Origin of the sequence: Paenibacillus ferrarius, from assembly GCF_002027705.1 — a bacterium.
Taxonomy (GTDB): Bacteria; Bacillota; Bacilli; order Paenibacillales; family NBRC-103111; genus Paenibacillus_E; species Paenibacillus_E ferrarius.
Genome location: NZ_MBTG01000003.1, coordinates 20,773 through 41,507 on the forward strand (window position 1 = coordinate 20,773; position 20,735 = coordinate 41,507).

Consider the following 20,735-nt stretch of genomic DNA (forward strand, 5'->3'; position numbering starts at 1 on the left):
ACGGAGTGATTTTAACATGTGGAAGCAAGCCATTGAAGACGCATTAGCGAAAACAAAAACGAATATTGAGCGTTTTGGGGATTTGTTCCCTCACGTTAGTGAGAACGATGTGTACCACCTGAATCCTAACAACGATTGGACAGATGGTTTTTGGTCCGGTATTTTGTGGCTTGGCTACCAATACAGCGGCGATGAAGCGTTCCGCCAAGCGGCTGTGAAAACGGTTGCGAGCTTCAAAGAAAGAATTGAAAAGAATGTAGCGCTGGATCACCACGATATTGGCTTCTTATACTCATTATCTTCCAAAGCACAGTGGATTATTGAGAAGGACGAATCGGCCAAACAATTGACACTGCAAGCAGCAGATGTGCTTATGAAGCGCTGGAGACCGAAAGGCCAGTACATTCAAGCATGGGGCGCGGAAGGCAACGAGGAAAACGGTGGCCGCATTATTATCGACTGTATGCTGAACTTGCCGCTGCTGTATTGGGCGTATGAACAAACGGGCGATGCAAAATACAAAGAAGTGGCCGTCATTCATGCTGACTTAAGCCGTCGTTATTTAGTTCGCGGTGATGATTCCTCTTATCATACGTTCTACTTTGATCAAGAAACAGGTGAGCCATTACGCGGCGGTACACATCAAGGCTATCAAGACGGCTCCACTTGGACTCGTGGTCAAGCTTGGGGAATTTATGGCTTTGCCCTTTCATATCACTACACCAAAAATCCACTTTATCTGGAAACTGCGAAACGTCTTGCTCGTTATTTCTTCGACCGCTTGCCGGAAGATGACGTGGTATATTGGGACTTCAACGCACCGGTGAATGCGGAGACGAAACGCGATAGCTCGGCGTCCGCCATTGCTTCAGCAGGGGCTTTGGAAATTCTTGAGCATTTAGCGGCAGACGATCCTGATCGCGCGTATTTGCAAGAAGCAATTCAACGCTCTATGACAGGGTTAGTCAAATCGTATGCGACAATTGGCAAACCTGATGCGCAGGGCTTCATTGAGCGGGGTTCCTATAGTGTTCGCGGCGGGAATGCACCGGATGATTATATGATCTGGGGCGATTATTACTACTTGGAAGCGTTGGTTCGTTTGGACAAAGGAATCAAAGGATACTGGTATGAATAAAAGCTTTGCGAACAGCGAAGAACGTTGCTATTGGTTACAAACGATGCTTCGGATCGCCGATCCCGTGTTAAACGCTTTGGCAGCAAAAAAACTGCGGGCAACGATGCCTGTTGAAAATAAAAAACAAGAGCAGCTCCAGTATTCGCATCTTGAGGCTTTCGCCCGCACCTTGGTTGGTCTCTCTCCTTGGTTGGAGACACCTGCGCTTGATGCCGAAGAAGAGAAGCTGCGGCTTCACTATGGCGAGCTTGCCCGGACAGCGCTTGATGCAGGAACGGATCCGGAATCGCCGGATTTCCTGAATTTCAGTCAAGGGTTCCAGCCCATTGTGGATACGGCGTTTCTGGCTAATGCGATTCTAAGAGCCCCAAATGCGTTATGGCATCAGCTGGACAGTCGTGTCAAAAGCAATCTGGCACAAGCGATGAAGGCGACGCGAACGCGCAAGCCGGGTTTCAGTAATTGGCTGTTGTTTGCGGCAATGACGGAAACGGCGCTGAGGTACATGGGCGAGGATTGGGACCCGATGCGCGTAGATTATGCGCTGAAACAACACGAACAGTGGTATCTAGGCGATGGGATGTACGGGGACGGTCCGCACTACCACGCCGACTATTACAACAGCTTCGTCATTCAGCCTATGCTGGTTGAAATTCTTGATCAGGTGGGTGACCATTACGAGGAGTGGGCAAGCATGCGCAAGCCTGTCATTACAAGGGCCCAGCGCTTTGCAGCTGTACAGGAACGATCGATTTCCCCCGAGGGGACGTTTCCGGTTATTGGCCGCTCCCTTGCCTACCGATTCGGGGCGTTTCAATCGCTTGCCCAGACGGCAATGCGCGGCGAACTGCCGCCCGAAGTTGCGCCAGCTCAAGTCCGAGGCGCGCTTGGCGCTGTCATCCGCAGATTGATTGAAGCACCTGGCACCTTCGACGAAGCCGGCTGGCTCACGATCGGTCTATGCGGTCACCAGCCTGAGCTTGGAGAAACGTACATTTCTACAGGCAGTTTATACTTATGCTCTGCGGTTTTCCTGCCTTTAGGCTTATCGGCTGAGAATGCATTTTGGCAGGGGGCTGATACCCCCTGGACATCCCAGAAGGTGTGGTCAGGCCACACCGTCGCCATTGATAAAGCGTTATAGCGGCTGCTTACATCCATGCGTTCTGTTTCCTAGTGAAACAGGCGCTTTTTTCATGTAAACTGGAAGGGGAGATTGCAGCCCTATGGTGAACAAATTCATCCACATATAACCTTTGTGGGCGATTGTGGATAACTTTAGATGAGCGGGTAGAAAGCGGAGTGACTCTTTTGAATCATGACTATCAATTAACGGTACAGGAAGTACTGGCTCGTCCTACTTTCCAGCATGCGTATCTCGCAGCGGGCAAAGAAGGATTGCAGCGGCTTGTTCGCTGGGTCCATATTATCGAGGTGATCCATTTCGAACAATTGCTGCAAGGCGGCGAGCTGATTCTGACGACAGGTGCTGCTTTCAAGAATGATACAGCAGCTTTCATGACTTATCTGGATCAGTTGATACATAATCAGGTCTCCTGCCTATGTATTGAGATGGGTCACAATGTCAGCACCATTCCGCAAGAGTGGCTAAGCGCAGCTGAAGCCTGTCAACTTCCGCTTATTATATTTCCGCAAAGTGTACGATTCATCGACATTACGCAGGATATCCATGCGCATATGATTAACCAGCACCATAAAGCTTTGCAGGATTTGGAAAAAATATCACGTGAATTTCACCGTATGACTCTGACTTCCCAAGGAGTTAATCACGTGCTTGGCTTGCTTCAAAGCAGTACCAAAGCTCAAGTGATCTATGTCCCGCAGGACGGACAGCCCAAGTTTATTCCTCCGGTGTCTAGCCGGGAATCAGGGCATTGGCTGAGTTGTCTAGCAGGAAAACTGGCTGAAACCTCCGATCATGGGCAGGCACCCGTTCCTTCGGTAGAGGAGATAGACGGCCAAACCGTTATCGTGCAGCCAGTCGGGGCAATGGGGAAAACATGGGCGCATCTCATCCTGATCCTTAGCCGGAAGCCGCAGGAATATGAGTACTTGATTATGGACTCTGCCTCGTTGTCTATCGCTCAGGATTTGCTGCGCAAGCGCTATATGGAAGAGCGTAAATTATATTCACAAACCTTGTGGGTGGACGACCTGCTGCATCTCCGGATTCGAGATGAAGAGCAGATCAAAGTCTTGATTGGCAACGAATTTAAGCAGCTGAATGAGCTGCCTTATCATGTTATTCTTATTGAATTTGAACAGGAACAAGAGAATCATAGCTTGCAGGACGAGGGCACGGAGTCAATAGGCATTCATCTATCGCTGTCTGTTCGCTCTGTTTTTGAACAACATTCGTTCCATCCCTTGATTACTTTGAAAAATAACAAACTCGTCGTTGTAGCTTTCGATAAAGCACCCAAACGGCCTTTCAAGGAGAGGCTGCAGCAAGTATTTCATTCGCTGCTGGCTATGAAGGCTGAGGAACAAATGAAGCTGACCATTGGAATTGGTCAGCGTAATCTCAGTTTCATGCAAGCTCATATTAGCTATCAGGAAGCCCTTCAAGCCATTTCACTGGCGCCAACGCTGCAGGGGAAGGTCATATTTTTCGATGAGCTGGGCGTGTTTCAATTGCTGCTGCATATTGCTGACAAGCAGATTTTGCAAGCTTTTGTACGCACCTATTTGGGGCCGATCATCGACCATGATCAGACCAAAGGAAGTGAGCTGCTGCGCACCCTGAAGGTGTATTTGGACAATGACGGATCGAAGCAAATTGCAGCTCAGCAGCTTTTTATCGTGAGGCAATCGCTCTATTATCGTTTGGAAAAAATAGAAGAATTGCTGGGCGCCGACTACATGCTTCCCGAGAAACGCTTAGCCTTGCAAGTAGCAATTCGCGCCTATCAATTAATCAATCCGGTACTGAAATTGTGAAAAGAAATCGCTTAGATTTTTGACAATTTGTCTAATGGAACGAAGGGGGATCCGTTTTATACTTGGAAACGACAAGTAGAGACAGATCCCCAATAAGGGGATCATGAAGAAAGGTAGATGCCCTATGATCATCGGAGTCCCCAAAGAAATTAAAAATAATGAGTTTCGTGTGGGCATGACACCTAGTTCCGTACATTCTTACAAAAAAGCAGGGCATGAGGTTCTCGTAGAAACGTTGGCAGGTCACAGCATCGGTTTTACAGATGAAGCGTATGTTGAAGCAGGAGCAACGATTGTAGATACAGCAGCCGAAGTATGGGCAGCAGAAATGGTCGTTAAAGTGAAAGAACCTCTTCCTGAGGAATACGGCTTCTTCCATGAAGGATTAATTCTCTACACGTATTTACACTTAGCGCCAGAGGCAGAATTAACGCATGCCTTGGCTGAAAATAAAGTAACCGCTATCGCTTACGAGACGATTCAACTCGACAATGGCAGTCTTCCCTTATTGACACCGATGAGCGAAGTAGCAGGCCGCATGTCCGTACAAATCGGCGCGCACTTTCTGGAGAAAGCGCATGGCGGCAAAGGTATTCTCCTCAGCGGCGTACCTGGCGTTGAGCCAGGGAAAGTCGCCATAATCGGCGGCGGAATTGTTGGCGCCAATGCAGCCAAAATGGCAGTAGGACTCGGTGCTGACGTCACGATCGTGGATTTGAACGCGGATCGGCTTCGTCAACTGGATGATCAATTCCAAGGTCGCGTGAAAACGATCATGTCCAATCCCTATAACATCGCTGAAGTTGTGCGTCATGCGGATTTAGTGGTTGGCGCTGTTTTGATTCCGGGAGCTCGCGCTCCACGTCTTGTGACGGAAGAAATGGTGAAAAAGATGAGCCCAGGCAGCGTCATCGTTGACGTGGCGATTGATCAAGGCGGCTCCATCGAGACGATTGACCGCATTACCACGCATGATGAGCCAACCTATGTGAAGCATGGGGTCATCCATTACGCAGTGGCGAACATGCCTGGCGCCGTAGCTCGCACTTCGACATTGGCGCTAACGAATGTTACGACAACGTATGGCTTGCAGATCGCGAGCAAAGGCTATGCCCGCGCAGCTTTGGACAACAAAGCCATTGCCAAAGGCATCAATGTGGCGTCCGGGTACGTGACCTACCAAGCGGTCGCCGAGGCGCATGGCTACACGTATACAGATATTTACTCGATACTTAAGTAAATAAGTGAATTAATTAGACTTTCGCAGAGATGCGAAAGTCTTTTTGGCGGTTGGCGGTTTCGCAAAAGCAACCCCTCAACCCTAGATAAAGCAAGCTGAGCCCGCAAAAAAAGCCGTCTCAGCCGCAAAAAGCAGCCAAGAAGTTGCTGAGCCTGCCAAAAAGGCCGTCTCGTGAAAGCAAGCAGCCCCAATCCCCGAAAAATCAAGCTGAGCCCGCCAAAAAAGCAGTCTCAGTGGCAAAAAGCAGCCAAGAAGCCGCTGAGCCTGCCAAAAAGGCCGACTCGTGAAAGCAAGCAGCCCCAACCCCCGAAAAAGCAAGCTGAGCCCGCCAAAAAAGCAGTCTCAGTGGCAAAAAGCAGCCAAGAAGCCGCTGAGCCTGCCAAAAAGGCCGACTCGTGAAAGCAAGCAGCCCCAACCCCCGAAAAAGCAAGCTGAGCCCGCCAAAAAAAGCCGTCTCAGCCGCAAAAAGCAGCCAAGAAGCTGCTGAACCTGCCGACAAGGCAGGTCTTGGGTTCGGCATTGTGTTCCGATTTGAAGGAATGACGGAAGGGACGGACATTATCGCGCGGCTTTTGTTGAAGCATTATGGAATCGGGATCGCGAAGACCATTTTTGCGATTGATTGCATTGTCCTGCTGCTGTCTTTAATCTATTTGGACCTCAATCGGGCCATGTATACGTTAGTTGCGATTGTTGTTGGAGCAAAAGTGATTGATTTTGTGCTGGAAGGTGCTTCTGGCGCACGAGCTGCGTTCATCGTAACGGCTAAACCTATTCAGATTGGCAATGAGATCATGACAGAATTACTGCGTGGCATCACATTCTTGGAAGGAAGAGGCGGCTATAAGGGTAAACATAGCGAAGTGATTTACTGTATTGTAAGCCGCAAAGAGATTATTAAGCTCAAAAAGCTGGTCCACCGCGTAGATCCAGCCGCTTTCGTCAGCTTCAGCGATGTCCGCGAAGTGGTGGGCAATGGCTTCGCTAAGCATGACCAATAAACTTTCGGCGGAAGTTCATCGGTGAGATACCTTCTTTGCTGGAGAAGCAGAAGGAGAAGTACGAGCCGTGCTGAAAGCCAACTTCTTCTGCGATGCGAGCCATACTCCATTTGGTTTGGAGAAGCAGCTTCTTGGCCTGCTCGATCCGGTATTGAAATAAGTAGTCCATCGGCGTAACGCCATACACTTTGAGCATACATTTGGCCAAATAATTAGGATGATAATTCAATTCCTGCTGCAAAAGGGTATTCGTCAGCTTCTGTGTATAATTCTGCCGCAAGAACAGCTCGACTTTCTCCGCTAGATGGAAGGCGGTCACATCAGAGGTTGCCGCGAGGTCGCGATCGACCAATTGCATGAATTGCTGGAAGACACCTTGCCGCTTCCAATTCCGCAGTGAACGCGGCTCTTCGTCCAATTGGAAGAACTGCTCCAATATGTCGAGCGCTTTCTGCGACAGCTTCATAAATTTGGGGATAAATACGGAGCATACCTCGCTGTGATTTAAATAAGCCATTTGCTTGTGATTGGCAATTAACGTTTGTTGATTGTCCAGGCATTCGTTCATGTTGCTGCACTCATCCCACGCGCCAAACGTTTGGAAATGAATCCAAATAATCTCCGTCACACTTGCACAAGGAATGGTTCCATAATGATTCGCGTCCGGTCTTAAGATGAAAGCTTCGCCTTCTTGAATCGTCCACTCTGTCGTTCCTTCACCCAAGTGCAAGGTTCCTTTTGTCACGACCATTAAATCAAATACACCGATCTGGTTTCGGCTTACATGCTGCTCGCCTTCCTGGTATTGGAAACGGCCGCAGTCGATGAAATAAGGAACTGGAGGGGAAATAAAGTGCAAAATCGGTGAGCTCATCATCGCAAATCACTCCTTTGAAAAGGTTGATATTTTTAAAAATGTGGTTGGAAAACACTATATAAATACTATGGTACACCATGTAGTATATTAATTAAAGCGCTTACGAAAAAGATCATATCTATAAAATAAAGGGGACCCCTACATGGCGAATTTATCAATCTCCAGACCACTTCCACTAAGGAATGTACTTATCACAGATGACTTCTGGTCTGCTTATATTCGATTGGTTCGGAATGTTGTCGTTCCTTATCAGTGGGAAGCGTTGAACGATCAAATCGAAGGTGCTGAGCCAAGCCATGCCATGAGAAATTTTAAAATTTCTGCCGGCTTGGAGCAAGGTGAATTTTATGGCATGGTGTTTCAGGACAGTGATGTAGCGAAGTGGCTGGAAGCCGTCAGCTACTTGCTGGAAACGGGCTATGACGCTGAATTGGAGCAGTTGGCTGACGAAGTGATTGCGATTATTGCGAAGGCCCAGCATGCGGACGGGTATCTGAATACATATTTTACATTGAAGGAACCCAATGGCAGATGGACGAATTTGGCTGAATGTCATGAGTTGTATTGTGCAGGGCATTTGATTGAAGCGGCGGTTGCTTATTATCGAGCTACTGGGAAGCGTTTGATTTTGGATGTAGCATGCAAATTGGCCGATTGTATTGACCAGGTGTTTGGTCCTGGAGATACACAAATTCACGGATATGACGGTCATCAAGAGATCGAGCTTGCGCTGGTGAAGCTGTACCAAACGACAACGAATGAGCGTTATCTGCGATTAAGTCAGTATTTTCTGGATGAGCGTGGGAAGGAGCCTCGATTCTTCGAAGAGGAGTTCCACCGACGAAACGGGCAAACGCATTTTCCCAGCTTGGATATGGTGTTCGATTACACCTACAATCAATCCCATTTGCCGGTTAGGCAGCAGCATACAGCTGAAGGGCATGCAGTCCGAGTTGTGTATATGTGCTCCGGGATGGCGGATGTTGCAGCTGAAAGCGGCGATCTGGAGCTTCTGGAAGCGTGTCGAAAGCTGTGGACGAACATTGTCAGCAAACGAATGTATATTACAGGGGCCATTGGCTCTATGGCGCATGGAGAAGCTTTTACACTGGATTATGATTTGCCAAATGATACGGCCTATGCGGAAACCTGCGCTTCCATCGGATTAATTTTCTTTGCTCAGCGCATGCTGCAAATCGAGGCCAAAAGCGAATACGCCGATATGATGGAGCGGGCGCTTTACAATACTGTACTCAGCGGCATGTCTCAGGACGGCAAACGTTTCTTCTATGTTAATCCACTGGAAGTATGGCCGGATGCTATTCGTAAGAATCATCAATTAAACCATGTGAAGCCGGTTAGACAGGGATGGTTTGGCTGCGCTTGCTGTCCGCCGAATATCGCTAGATTGCTGGCGTCACTAGGCCAATACATTTACACCTGCCAAGGCGACATCGTGTATGCCAACCTTTATATAGGCAGCGAAATGACATTGGATGTCACAGGACAGTCGATCATAATTCATCAGCATTCCGAGCTTCCTTGGAAGGGTAATGTTCGCTTTACCATTGAAGTAAGCGCCAAAACGTCTTTTACACTTGCCTTGCGCATTCCAAACTGGTGTACAGAGCCGTCATTGACGGTGCAAGGCTCTCCCGTGCAGCTAGCTGAAAATGTGCGTGACGGCTATGTTTATCTCACGAGGGAATGGAATGACAAGGATGAGGTTGAGTGGGTGCTGCCGATGGAGGTGAGGCGAATGAAAGGTCATCCCCATGTGCGTGATACCTTCGGTAAGGTAGCCTTGCAATGTGGGCCTTTGATTTATTGCATGGAGGAAGCCGATAACGGAGCGGGTTTGCATCAAATTGTGCTGGAAGATGAGGATGAACACCAGAAGCATTTTGAGCAAGCTTTGTTGGGAGGAATTCAGACGCTTTCTGTTGCCGCCAAACGTATTCGTTCTGAGGATCTGGGACACAAGTGGGGCGAGCAATTATATAGCGCAAATATCCCACATGAATGGGAACCGATGACAGCCCAGTTCATTCCCTATTATGCTTGGGCCAATCGAGGGCAAGGAGAAATGTCGGTTTGGATCAAGGAGAAATAAAAAAGGCTTTAACCTGCGAAGGTTTATGGTATATATAGGTAAAAGCGAAAATGATAACAATCATTTGGAGGGGTTAATTTGAGATCTTTGAGAAAAGGCTTAAAAGTCAGCACGGTCACTACGTTAGCGCTAGGATTAATGGTAGGCTGCAGCTCGACAAACACACCTGCATCAAACGGTACTGCTGCGCCCGCAGCGAACACGCCTGCAAGTTCATCAGCTCCGACGAAGGCGGCCGACAGCGGAGAGAAAGTGACGATTCGGTTCACGGACTGGGCGAATAATGAAGAGGCAAAGTCTACGAGAATCAGCTTGGACGCGTTCGAAGCCGCACATCCGAACATCAAGGTTGACTATCAGAACGTTGCGCTTGCTGAATTCGGTGCGAAGTTAAGCGCGATGGCTGCCTCCAAAACACTTCCGGATATCAGCACGATGCTGGAAGCACAAGCACTTAAATATGCAGAGTCGGATATTCTGATGGATTTATCTTCGTATTATAAGGACGGGTCCGTCACTCCGAAGTTAGAGAGCAATAAATTCGTAACCCCGGACGGAAAACTGCTTGGCTACAGTGCTGCAAACGAAATTATTTTGCTGCATTACAACAAAAATATGTTCGACGAAGCGAAAATTCCGTATCCGCCAGCTGAAACCGAAAAAGCGTGGACCTGGGATCAAATGCTGGATGTAGCCAAAAAGCTAACAAAAGATAAAGGCGGCAAGCACCCGGGCGAAGCAGGCTTCGATGCCAAAAACATCGTGCAGTATGGCATTAATGTGTCGCATAGCCAAGACTTCTTCTGGACACCTTTTGCGATCTCCAATGGCGGCGGGGAAGTAAGCCAAGATGGGAAAGAGCTTTTGCTGGATAAGCCGGAAACCATTGAAGCCATTCAGAAAATTGCCGATCTATCCAATGTAGAGCACGTCTCGCCAACAGCAGCACAATCCTCTGGATTGCCAGGAGATGTCGGTCAATTGCTGCTATCCAAAAAAGTCGCGATGGTCACGTCAGGGCAATGGGAATTAGTGAATATTAATCCTCAGCTCAAAAACGGACTCAAAAACGGCATCGGTGTTCTGCCCATTTTCAAAAAACCGGCAACCACCAATACAGGAACACCGATGGTCGTGTATAAGAGCACAAAGCATCCCAAAGAAACCATTGAGCTTTACAAATGGCTTATGGATATTGAGAAGAACTTAGCGAACATTGATAGCGGGGTATGGATGCCGACGGAAATGAGCTGGTACACAGATCCTGAGAAAATCAAGAGATGGACACAATCACCTGTTCATCCACCGGAGTACAAAACGGCTGTTATCGATTACGCTCTGAAAGCCACATATCCGACACCATGGTTTTTCTTGCCGACGTACAGCCGAATTGGGGATGTGCTGAATCCCGGATTGGATCAGGTGTGGTTAGGCACGAAGTCGGCTAAGGACGCGGTTGCAGAGATGATGCCGAAAATTAAACCTATTTTTGATAGCGGCAAAGCCAATTAAATTACATTCATGTTAGGTAAGATGTAGGCAAACAGCACATAGGAACAAGTGTTATTCGATCAGCTTGTTCCTGATGTGCTTACAAGGAAGGTTGTCACACTTAGGGGGTACCGAATCATGTCTACAGATCAGCAGTCTAGTTACAGAAGCCTTAAGCGGCAGCAGGTAATTGTAGGATACTTATGCATCTTGCCAGCCATTCTGGGACTATTCATTTTTACGCTAGGTCCATTGCTGTACAGCTTATATCTGAGTTTTACGGATTGGACGATTCTCAAGCCGAAGCAATGGGTTGGCTTGGACAATTACCGGAATATTTTTACCCAAGATCTCTTCTTTTTTGACTCGCTCAAAGCGACTGCCTATTATGCGATTGGTTCCGTCATTGCTTCGATTATGTTCTGCTTTGTCGTGGCCTTGTTCCTCAATCAGAAGATTAGGGGCAGAGCTACCTTCCGCGCAATTTTTTATTTGCCTTCGATTATTCCTGTGCTTGCCAGCAGTATCATTTGGCTGTGGCTGTATAATCCTGATTTCGGCATTATCAACCATCTGCTAAGCTTCATTGGCATTGATAAGTTGATGTGGGTGAACAGCCCGGATACCTCGGTGTTATCTATGATTATTATTGCCGTATGGGGGTCTGGCAATGTCATTGTAATCTTTCTAGCCGGATTGCAGGATGTGCCGACTCATTTACTCGAGGCTGTGGAAATCGATGGTGGAGGCTGGTGGCATAAATTACGTTCCGTAACGATTCCGCTCATGTCGCCTATCATTTTCTATAATGTCATACTCGGTTTCGTTAATTCGATTACAGCTTTTACGCAAGCCTATGCGATGACGCAAGGCGGCCCGGGAAATTCAACGTTATTCTATGCATTCTATATCTATCGAGAAGCGTTTCAGCGTCAAAATATGGGCTATGCCTGCGCACTCGCTTGGGTGTTGTTCATCATTGTTGCATTCTTCACGTACTTGTTGTTCCGCTCTTCTGCCGGATGGGTACATTATGAAGGAGGGAAAAAGTAATGACTTACCGGCTCAGAGGTAAAATTGTCACGTACGGCGTCTTGTTCTTGCTGTCCTTGCTTGTCTTTTTCCCGATGTATTGGATCATTCGATCATCCTTGCTGAATTTGCAGGAAATTCTCGAGTTTCCGCCGATCTGGTTTCCGAATGCTTTTCGGATTGATAATTATACAGAGGTGATGGCGCGCGTTGATTTCGGCAAATATTTTATAAACACCTTTACGGTTATTATTCCGGTATTAGTTGGTGTAGGCTTAACTGCCAGCTTAACGGCTTTTGGCTTCGCCAGACTGGAATTCCCGTTGAAAAATCTATGGTTTTCACTTATCATCATGACGATTTTACTTCCCAGCATTGTTACGCTAGTCCCCACATACATCGGTTGGTCCAAGCTGCAGCTGACGAATTCCTACTGGCCTCTAATCATTCCTGCTTTTTTCGGCGGCGGCGCCTTTAATATCTTCTTGCTGCGGCAGTTTCTGATGACGATTCCCAAAGAACTGGATGAATCAGCCGTTATTGACGGCGCTAGTTACTTTACGATTTATCGTAAAATCATACTTCCGCTTATTAAACCAGCTATTGTTGTCGTGCTTTTGTTCACTTTCGTTGGTGTTTGGAATGATTTTCTTGGTCAATTGGTTTATCTGAATGATTCAAATAAATATACCGTCTCATTAGGCTTGTCCACGCTGCGAGGGGCGAATAATACGCCGATGAACCTCCTGATGGCGGGCACAGCGATTGTGGTGATGCCAGCGGTAATCGTCTTCTTGTTCGGTCAGAGGTATTTCATTGAAGGCATCGCGACAACGGGGATTAAAGGGTAAGCAAGTAAAAAATAGAGCGACAGACAGCGTTAGCAGCGTTCTGTCTATTCTCTATTGCCTCTGGTGAATGCGCTTTCATTGGCGTGTTGGATAAGCACCATGAGCGAATGCTGGTGAGACGGCTTTTTTGGCAGGCTCCGCTTGCTTTATATACATGCTGAAAGGAGGTGATGGGAAAGTCAGCAGCAATTCCAGAGGTTTGGGCTATTTAATTCAATTTAATGGAGGTGTTATGATTGAGCATGCCAAGTTTTCAGTTCAGCCGGAATAGCCTTGTACTGCTTGTGAGCCTGTTCTTGACAGCGGTTGTACTCGTTTTGTGTGCGCCAGGCCTGGCGTATGCGAATACGTTATCCAACAGCACGTTCAATGTGCAGACCGGTACGAACGGTGAAATTACATCGTTGAAGCTGACCGGGGATACGTTCGCCACAGATTATGTAATGAATGGGACGAATGCGCCGAATCAAAATACGGCCGATCACGAGTGGCTGGGCGAATTGATGTTCACGTACAAGCTGGGCAGCGGTGCTTGGACCAAAGCCTATACGAGCAAGTCTGCGGACGGGAGAACGATTACCCAAAGCGGAAATACAGTAACAGTCACTTATCAGAATTCTGCGAATAGTGAAGGGATTAAGAACTTCAAAGTCGTTGTGACTTATGCATTAGTGAATGATTATTTGCAGTGGTCTATTAATTTGACGAATACCAGCTCTCAAACGATTGAGTTCGGCGACGTAGGTCTGCCGCTCCCTTTCAATGAGTTCTGGACAGCAGGAAATGATCCGATTTATGAAACACGAGTTGTCACCCACTCGTATGTAGGGAACAATAACTCTTATATCACAGCTGCACGGCCTAGTGGAATTGGACCATTTCTGCTGCTGATACCGGATGCTGCGACAGGTGCAGGATTTGAGTATCAGGATCGCTGGAGAATTGAAGAGCATCCAGGCAGCAAGTGGGCGATGGATCAAGGGGGCTGGACAGAAGGGCTGAATGTTTTCTATATTCACTCGAATGTCATTAAAAGCACGAACCGCGGCTATTTGCCGAATACAAGCCTAATACTGGCAGCCAATCAAAGCAAAACGTATGCCTTTAAATTCATTAAAGTGGCGAACGAGAACGCGATGAAAGATCGCCTATACACAGAAGGACTCGTAGATGTAACGGTTGTACCGGGCATGATGTTCGCTACCAATATGAAGGCGAAGATTGATTTGCACACGTCGAAGGCGATTACCTCAGTGACTGCGCAGTATCCTTCTGAAACGACAATCACTTATGTGAGTACAACTGGGACAGATCATAAAATTTATGACCTCAGTCTCACGCATCTAGGGCCAAACAACATAACCGTCAACTATGGCAGCGGCGAGAAAACGGTCCTGCAATTCTATGCCATAGAGCCTATTGATGCTGCGCTGCAAAGGCATGCCACATTCATGGTGAACAAAACGCAGTGGAATGCGCCAGGGCAAATCTATGACAAGGTATTCGACGATTGGATGATGCAAAATAAAGCGAAGCGGGGCTCTTTTGCCGGATATTGGGGCTGGGGAGATGATTGGGGGTACACGCACGGTCAATTCCTCGCAGAGAAAAATGCGTTGACACCTGTGGCGGCCGAAGTGACGGCGGTGGATCAATATTTGGAAACGGCCATCTGGAATCGGCTTATGGTGAATAATCATACGGATTATCTCATTCATGACTTCTTGATGCCAGAGCCGAATGATACCCCGACATATCGCGGCTATGCGTATCCGCATATTTATAACACGTATTTCAGCATGTATAAAATTGCGAAGCTGTATCCGAATCTCATCACATACGCGCAAACGAAAAACACCTATTTATTAAGGGCATATAACATCTTCAAAGCCTTGTATGACGGCCCTGTTGCTTATAACTGGAATACCGGCCTCATGGGTGAGCTGACAACCCCGGATATCATCAAAGCCTTGCAAGATGAAGGCTATACGACACAGGCCAATGATATGATCGCGAAAATGGCAACGAAATATAATAATTTCAAAAACACGACCTACCCCTACGGCTCTGAATATTCTTACGATAATACAGGGGAAGAAGCCGTTTATACGCTGGCTAAAATGAATAATAATACAACGATGATGAGCAAAATCAACAACAAAACTCGGGCTGCTCGCGGACAGATGCCCATCTGGTATTATTACGCAGATCCGGTGACCATTACAGGCGAGAACTGGTGGAATTTTCAATACACCACTTCGTTGGCTGGTTATACAATGGACGATTGGATACGCAATCATTCCACAACGCCAGAAGTGGAGCAGCGACTTTCCTATGCGGCGAAGTTTGCTAATGTTGGTGCGATTAATTCTGGGCAAATCTCTTCGGATGCCGCTAATATCGGTGCTGTTTCCTGGACCTACCAAGCCGAGAAAGGCAATTATGGCGCTCTAGGTTTGGACGGAGGCCCGCTGTTCAATGGCTGGCGCGGGATGAGCGGGGAAGCGGATCTAGGGTTGTTCGGAGCGCTCAAAATTCTCAGTGCGGATATCGCGGTTGATCCTATATTTGGGCTTTACGGGTATGGCGCCGATGTGACACAGAGTGGTTCGAGTTATGTGATTACGCCGAAGGACGGAGTATTCAAAAGGTTGAATCTGATTACCGAGAAGCTCTCCATGGAGCTTGAAAGGGATCAATACTCCTCTGCAACGGTCGCGATTGCCAAAAATAATGTGAGCTTTACTTTGAAGAATTTAACGCCAACAGCAGCCCATACGACAAAAGTCTCGTTTAGCGGACTGGCTGCGGGCACATATGATGTGCTTCTCAATAATGCAGTCGTGGGGTCAGTATCTGCTGCGAATGGGTCCAAAACGACGGTTAGCCTGAACATTGGCACAGCGGCGACGTATGAGGTGAAGCTGCAAGCCGGCACAACTACTGGACCTGTGGATATCGCGCCTCAAGGGACGGTAACTACTTCATTCGTTTCCTCATGGGAAAGTCTAGCAGGTCTGAATGATGGCTACACGCCAACAAGCTCAAATGATAGAGGCCATGCCGTCTATGGCAACTGGGATAACCCAGGTACGACACAATGGCTGCAGATTGATTTCGCGAGTGCCAAAACGATCTCAAAAACTGATATCTATTGGTTTGATGACGATCAAGGCATCGACCTGCCTGCTTCCTATACGCTGCAATACTGGAACGGGACGGCATGGGTGAATGTAGGAAGTCCGTCCGGGCTAGGGATTGTGGCTAACCAGTATAATACGACAACTTTTACCCCAGTATCGACAACGAAAATCAGATTAAATATCACCGCCAAATCGACCACTTCAACTGGGGTAGAATCGTGGAAAGTGTATGGGACTTGATAAGCGGAAAACCTGCGATTGTGCAGGCATTTGTGGCTCTTATTTGCTTATTGGATAAAAATGCTAGAAAAGCCTGCATAATCGCAGGCTTTTCTTTATTTGCTCTGATTTTGTTAAAAAAGCCTGCATTTTCGCAGGCTTTAAGAATGCTCAGCTAGTACGGCAGCCTTGTAAACAACTCCCCGGGGGTTTCTTAACAAGTCGCTTCCCCCGACGATAACAATCCTAGACAGGGAATTGTTTTAGAAGGCAGGAACGATCGCACCTTTGTATTTATCTTCGATGAATTTCTTCGTGTCCTCGGAATTGAGTTCTTTGGCCAGCTTTTGCATAGCTTCGGAATCTTTGTTGTCCGGGCGGGATACAAGAATATTCACGTAAGGGGAGTTTTTGTCCTCCATAAATAACGCGTCTTTCGTAGGCAGCAAGTTCGCTTGCAAAGCGTAGTTCGTATTGATTAAGGCGAGGTCAAATTCGCCGACGGTGCGCGGCAGCATAGCTGGGTCAAGCTCTTTGATTTGCAGTTTTTTGCTATTTTCTACAACATCCTGAACGGTGCCTTTGATGCCAACGCCTTCTTTTAGTTTAATTAGGCCATTTTTCTCCATCAAAGCAAGTGCGCGACCTGCATTGGAAGGGTCATTCGGAATCGCGACGGTTGCGCCTTCTTTCAAGTCAGCAGCGGATTTCACCTTTTGCGAGTAAGCGCCGAACGGTTCAATGTGTACGCCTGCGACTTTAACGAGATTTTGCTTTTTGTCGATGTTGAATTGATCCAGATAGGGCTGATGTTGAAAGAAGTTTGCATCTAACTGCTTCTCAAACACTTGAACATTGGGTTGAACGTAGTCGTTGAATTCGATAACTTCCAAATTCACGCCTTGTGTTTTCAACTTGGCTTTAACGTTGTTCAGAATTTCAGCATGCGGAACGGAGGAAGCGCCCACTTTCAGCGTAATTTCTTTGGATGTGCCGGGTACGGCAGATGCCGCAGGCGCTGAGCTTGCAGGGGTTTCCGCTGTTTTTTGTCCGCATGCGGCAAGAGCAAGTACGAATAGCAAGGCCACTAAGGCTGTTGATAATTTCTTCATGATGTAAGTACCTCCAAACGATTATTTGCGATTGTATTTGGTAACCAAACGATCTCCCAGCATTTGCAGCAGCTGGACGAAAAGCACGAGAATGACGACGGTCACGATCATGATATCGGTGCGAAAGCGCATATAGCCATAACGCAGCGAGAGATCGCCAAGGCCGCCGCCTCCGACGACGCCTGACATGGCGGAGTAGGAGAGCAGAGCAACAGCCGTTACTGTGACGGCTGAGATCAGACCTGGGCGCGCTTCCGGCAGCAGAACGCGCCAGACGATTTGCCATGGCGTTGCGCCCATCGACTGAGCGGCTTCAATGACGCCGCTCTCGATTTCGCGCAGCGCAGTTTCCACGAGCCGCGCCAGAAAGGGCGCAGCTGCAATGACGAGGGGCGGGATAGCACCCTTCACGCCGATGGTCGTGTGCACCAGCACTTTGGTGATCGGGAATACCGAGATCATTAAGATGACGAACGGCACAGACCGCAGGATGTTCACAACGATGGAAAGCACGCTGTACAGCGGCAGATTTTGCAGCAGCTGCCCCCTGGAAGTAAGGAATAAAATAATGCCTAAAGCCATACCGATGATAAATGTGAACAGGAGCGACCAGCCCAGCATGACAAGCGTATCACCGGTTGCTTTGGTAATTTCAGTCCAATTGATGTCCCATGTCATATTCAAAGCGTCATTACCTCCACTTCGATCCCTTCTTGCCTAAGTTTGTCAATGACCGCTGCGATTTCCTCCGGCTGCCCGCCGGTTAGTCGGACGACCAATTGGCCGTAAGGAACGCCTTTCATCGAAGAAATGGTACCTTGCAGAATAGCGAAGGATACATCCGTTAACTTGACGGTTTCGAACAAAATCGGTTCATAGGTTTGCTTGCCGATATAAGTAATTCGAATCAAAGTCCCGGCAGTATCACTCGGATCCTCGCTATGTTCATTCTCCATCTGTGCGGCGAAGTCAGAAACTTGCCCAACAAAATCCTTTGTGACCGTATGTTGTGGTTTCAGGAAGACATCGAGCACATTACCGGTTTCGACGATCAGGCCTTTTTCCATCACAGCTACACGGTCGCAAATAGCTCGAATGACCTGCATTTCGTGAGTGATAAGCAGAATCGTGATGCCCAGCTTGCGATTAATATCTAGCAGCAGAGCAAGAATAGCATTCGTTGTTTGGGGATCAAGTGCAGAGGTTGCTTCATCACAGAGCAAAATGTCTGGATGATTGGCCAAAGCTCTGGCAATGCCTACACGCTGTTTCTGACCGCCGGAAAGCTGGTTCGGATATTTATGGGCATGCTCCTGCAGACCAACGAGATCCAGCAGCTCCTGAACGCGTGCTTGGAGCTTTGCTTGTCCGATCCCTGATAATTTCAATGGGAAAGCAATATTTTCAGCCACAGTAGAGGAGGAGAGGAGATTAAAATGCTGGAAGATCATTCCGATCTTGCGCCGCTTCGTCTGCAGCTGCCGAGCATCCAAGCGGGTCATTTCTTCACCATCAATCTGAATGGTTCCAGAGGAGGGGCGTTCCAGCAAATTCACACAGCGGAGCAGCGTACTCTTCCCTGCACCGGAATGTCCGATAATTCCGAAGATTTCGCCACGCTTAATATGTAAATGGATTTTCTGTATGGCCGGTAGACGTCCCGGCATGTCCTCATATACTTTTTGCAAATTTTCGATATGAATCAGGATGAATACCTCCAATGCCGTATCTAATGGGTGATTGTATATTTTAACCAACGGTTAATTATTTTATAAGAAAAGTCCAGTCATAGCAACGACCAGAATGTGGGAAATGTGAATGCCACTTAGCATTGACGCCTGTTTTGTTTGCATATAAACTGAGGTTAAACGTTTCAATTATTGCAAATAGGGGATGACACATGTGACGAATTTACAGCAACGCCAAGTTGAAATCATAACGAAAATTGCCGCAAAGGCTTATCAGCAGCCTCTTTTGAATAGTGGGTTCCTGTTTCAGCAAGATGTCCGAGACAATTTCTATTACGCTTCCTATTTATTTGCGGCTTCCCAGGATCAGACAATTCCTTTTGAGGGAGATCGCGAACAAGCAAAAAGCAAAGCGGAAGGTGTTCTGCTCCTGCTTCTGGAGCTTCAGGATCAGCAGCCGGAGAGTGCAACCTATGGACATTGGCCGCTTAATCTCTTCCCTTCACCAAAAGAAGCTTCCAAAAATACGCTGCCTGTAGAGTTAATGGGAAGTTTGATGGTCATCTTCTATCAGCGCTACGCTCATGAAATGAGTTCATCGCTGCGGAGTTCTTTTGACACGACCTTTAATCATATCTATCAAAGTAATTTTTATCGCAAGCCGCTGACTGCTTATAATCATCATGAAGCGAAGTACACTGCTGCCAAACTTATTTTTGGACAGCTGTATGAAGATAAAGCCTTGTTGGAAGATGGCTTTCAGTCCTTGCGCAGCACGCTCGAGCGCATCAAAGCAGTTGGGATGGTGGAGTACAGCGCACTTCCTTGGTTTTGGCACTGGGTGCAGGCTTTTACTTGTGCGTGGGAGCTTATGAAGGATGAAGCGATTCAAACAACGTTGGCTGAAATGCTGGATTATTTGTGGAACGTTCGCGCCACGTATTATTTGGGTGGGGCATGGGCAGGTGCCCATTCACGCATTTGGCCGCATGACATGCCCAAGGATACGAATGTCCTGCATGATTATGTACAATTCGGCGATTTCTCTTTGCCGGATCATATGCCTCGTACGGAATATGCGGGATTTCTGACTTATGAAGCTTCCGAGGCAATTAAGGCTAAAGCCTTAAACCGCTTAGTTCCAACTGAAGTCACACGTCAGGTGCCCAAACAAGTCGGGCAGGGGCTTCATGAAGATGATGTTCTGCACTCCTATCTTTATCTCACAGAGAGCTTTGCCGTAGGTGGAATGTATGAGCGTATTGCCGAATTTGACAATGAACAGCATCGTTGGGATGTCTGTTTACCGCTTAGTGCAACACCGGGGATCAATCATGCTTATTTTTTCCATCCTGGAAACAAATTTGGTGAAGGAGATCTGCGCCACCAAAGCGAATATGTGGAAGTGCTTTTTCATCGCAACGTCATAATGGCTTCTTATCAAATTCCTGAAGATCAGTCTAATCAAATCATTGGCTGTCTGCCTGTAGGCGAGTGGGTAGAGGAAACGAGCGGTTTGTTCGGTTTATGTGGTCAGGTTTATATGGCCGTACATATGGATCAGCCTTTCCAAAGAGAGGTTGGGCAGGATCGCAACGTCGTTACTAGCAAAGGAAACAAGAACGCCATTGTTATCGAATGCATGGATAAGCTTACAGCGCAGGCCAAGGGAATTGTCAATCTTCAGCAATTTGCAAGCCGCATGAACACCAAACAACCCGACTACCAGACATCTAAAGAAGCATTTAACCTTACATATACGAATATGAGCGAGGAAATTTTGGTGTTAAGATGTGGTCCAGATAGGGAGATTACAAGATTAGTCAATGATCAACCCGTTGATTTAACTACCTACACGGTCGCATAAAC

General features: G+C 47.5%; 17 protein-coding genes. 13 read left to right on the top strand and 4 right to left on the bottom strand.

Going from position 1 to position 20,735, the window contains the following annotated elements:
* Nucleotides 1-16 precede the first annotated feature (16 nt).
* From BC351_RS04130 to BC351_RS04155, 6 genes are all read left to right on the top strand, one after another.
* Nucleotides 17-1,138, top strand: coding sequence for a glycoside hydrolase family 88 protein (locus tag BC351_RS04130; RefSeq protein ID WP_079409454.1), 1,122 nt, complete (start codon nt 17-19; stop codon nt 1,136-1,138).
* Entirely contained in the window at nt 1,131-2,282 is a 1,152-nt protein-coding gene (locus tag BC351_RS04135) for a DUF2264 domain-containing protein (RefSeq protein WP_079409455.1), read from the top strand. The genes BC351_RS04130 and BC351_RS04135 overlap by 8 nt, the downstream gene beginning before the upstream one ends.
* A 167-nt stretch (nt 2,283-2,449) precedes the next feature.
* Nucleotides 2,450-4,099 (top strand): PucR family transcriptional regulator, encoded by a 1,650-nt coding sequence (locus tag BC351_RS04140; protein ID WP_079409456.1) that lies wholly within the window; start codon nt 2,450-2,452, stop codon nt 4,097-4,099.
* Between the two features lie 124 nt (nt 4,100-4,223).
* On the top strand, nt 4,224-5,339 hold the full coding sequence (gene ald / locus BC351_RS04145; protein ID WP_079409457.1) for an alanine dehydrogenase: 1,116 nt from the start codon (nt 4,224-4,226) through the stop codon (nt 5,337-5,339).
* Between the two features lie 171 nt (nt 5,340-5,510).
* Nucleotides 5,511-5,738 (top strand): hypothetical protein, encoded by a 228-nt coding sequence (locus BC351_RS04150; protein WP_079409458.1) that lies wholly within the window; start codon nt 5,511-5,513, stop codon nt 5,736-5,738.
* Nucleotides 5,735-6,340: a YitT family protein gene (locus BC351_RS04155; RefSeq protein WP_079409459.1), complete on the top strand. Its 606-nt coding sequence runs from the start codon at nt 5,735-5,737 to the stop codon at nt 6,338-6,340. Before BC351_RS04150 ends, BC351_RS04155 begins: the two co-directional genes overlap by 4 nt.
* On the opposite strand, the gene BC351_RS04160 is transcribed toward BC351_RS04155, so the two are convergent.
* Entirely contained in the window at nt 6,324-7,217 is an 894-nt protein-coding gene (locus tag BC351_RS04160; RefSeq protein ID WP_244208880.1) for an AraC family transcriptional regulator, read from the bottom strand. The two genes, BC351_RS04155 and BC351_RS04160, sit on opposite strands and share 17 nt — an antisense overlap.
* A 142-nt stretch (nt 7,218-7,359) precedes the next feature.
* Between BC351_RS04160 and BC351_RS04165 the strand changes: the two genes are divergently transcribed.
* The 6 genes from BC351_RS04165 (at nt 7,360) to BC351_RS04190 (ending at nt 16,245) form a co-directional block, all read left to right on the top strand.
* A complete protein-coding gene (locus tag BC351_RS04165) occupies nt 7,360-9,330 on the top strand; it encodes a glycoside hydrolase family 127 protein (protein ID WP_079409460.1) in 1,971 nt (656 codons plus the stop codon).
* 78 nt (nt 9,331-9,408) lie between these two features.
* The gene (locus BC351_RS04170) at nt 9,409-10,842 is read left to right on the top strand and encodes an ABC transporter substrate-binding protein (protein WP_079409461.1); all 1,434 of its coding nucleotides are present in this window, start codon (nt 9,409-9,411) and stop codon (nt 10,840-10,842) included.
* 117 nt (nt 10,843-10,959) lie between these two features.
* Nucleotides 10,960-11,874, top strand: coding sequence for a carbohydrate ABC transporter permease (locus tag BC351_RS04175; RefSeq protein WP_079409462.1), 915 nt, complete (start codon nt 10,960-10,962; stop codon nt 11,872-11,874).
* Nucleotides 11,874-12,704, top strand: a complete 831-nt coding sequence (locus tag BC351_RS04180; protein ID WP_079409463.1) for a carbohydrate ABC transporter permease — start codon at nt 11,874-11,876, stop codon at nt 12,702-12,704. Before BC351_RS04175 ends, BC351_RS04180 begins: the two co-directional genes overlap by 1 nt.
* Nucleotides 12,705-12,946: 242 nt before the next feature.
* The gene (locus BC351_RS04185) at nt 12,947-16,087 is read left to right on the top strand and encodes a DUF5695 domain-containing protein (RefSeq protein WP_079409464.1); all 3,141 of its coding nucleotides are present in this window, start codon (nt 12,947-12,949) and stop codon (nt 16,085-16,087) included.
* Nucleotides 16,066-16,245: a hypothetical protein gene (locus tag BC351_RS04190; RefSeq protein ID WP_079409465.1), complete on the top strand. Its 180-nt coding sequence runs from the start codon at nt 16,066-16,068 to the stop codon at nt 16,243-16,245. Before BC351_RS04185 ends, BC351_RS04190 begins: the two co-directional genes overlap by 22 nt.
* Nucleotides 16,246-16,329: 84 nt before the next feature.
* Here the strand turns inward: BC351_RS04190 and BC351_RS04195 are convergent, their stop codons facing one another.
* From BC351_RS04195 to BC351_RS04205, 3 genes are read right to left on the bottom strand one after another with little or no spacing between them, the layout of a single operon-like run.
* Nucleotides 16,330-17,178: a MetQ/NlpA family ABC transporter substrate-binding protein gene (locus tag BC351_RS04195; protein WP_079409466.1), complete on the bottom strand. Its 849-nt coding sequence runs from the start codon at nt 17,176-17,178 to the stop codon at nt 16,330-16,332.
* Nucleotides 17,179-17,199: 21 nt separating this feature from the next.
* Nucleotides 17,200-17,856: a methionine ABC transporter permease gene (locus BC351_RS04200; protein ID WP_079409684.1), complete on the bottom strand. Its 657-nt coding sequence runs from the start codon at nt 17,854-17,856 to the stop codon at nt 17,200-17,202.
* A gap of 2 nt (nt 17,857-17,858) precedes the next feature.
* Nucleotides 17,859-18,884, bottom strand: a complete 1,026-nt coding sequence (locus BC351_RS04205) for a methionine ABC transporter ATP-binding protein (RefSeq protein ID WP_079409685.1) — start codon at nt 18,882-18,884, stop codon at nt 17,859-17,861.
* A 196-nt stretch (nt 18,885-19,080) separates the two neighbouring features.
* On the opposite strand from BC351_RS04205, the gene BC351_RS04210 reads away from it, so the two are divergent.
* Nucleotides 19,081-20,733, top strand: coding sequence for a hypothetical protein (locus tag BC351_RS04210; RefSeq protein WP_244208881.1), 1,653 nt, complete (start codon nt 19,081-19,083; stop codon nt 20,731-20,733).
* Nucleotides 20,734-20,735: the final 2 nt, after the last annotated feature.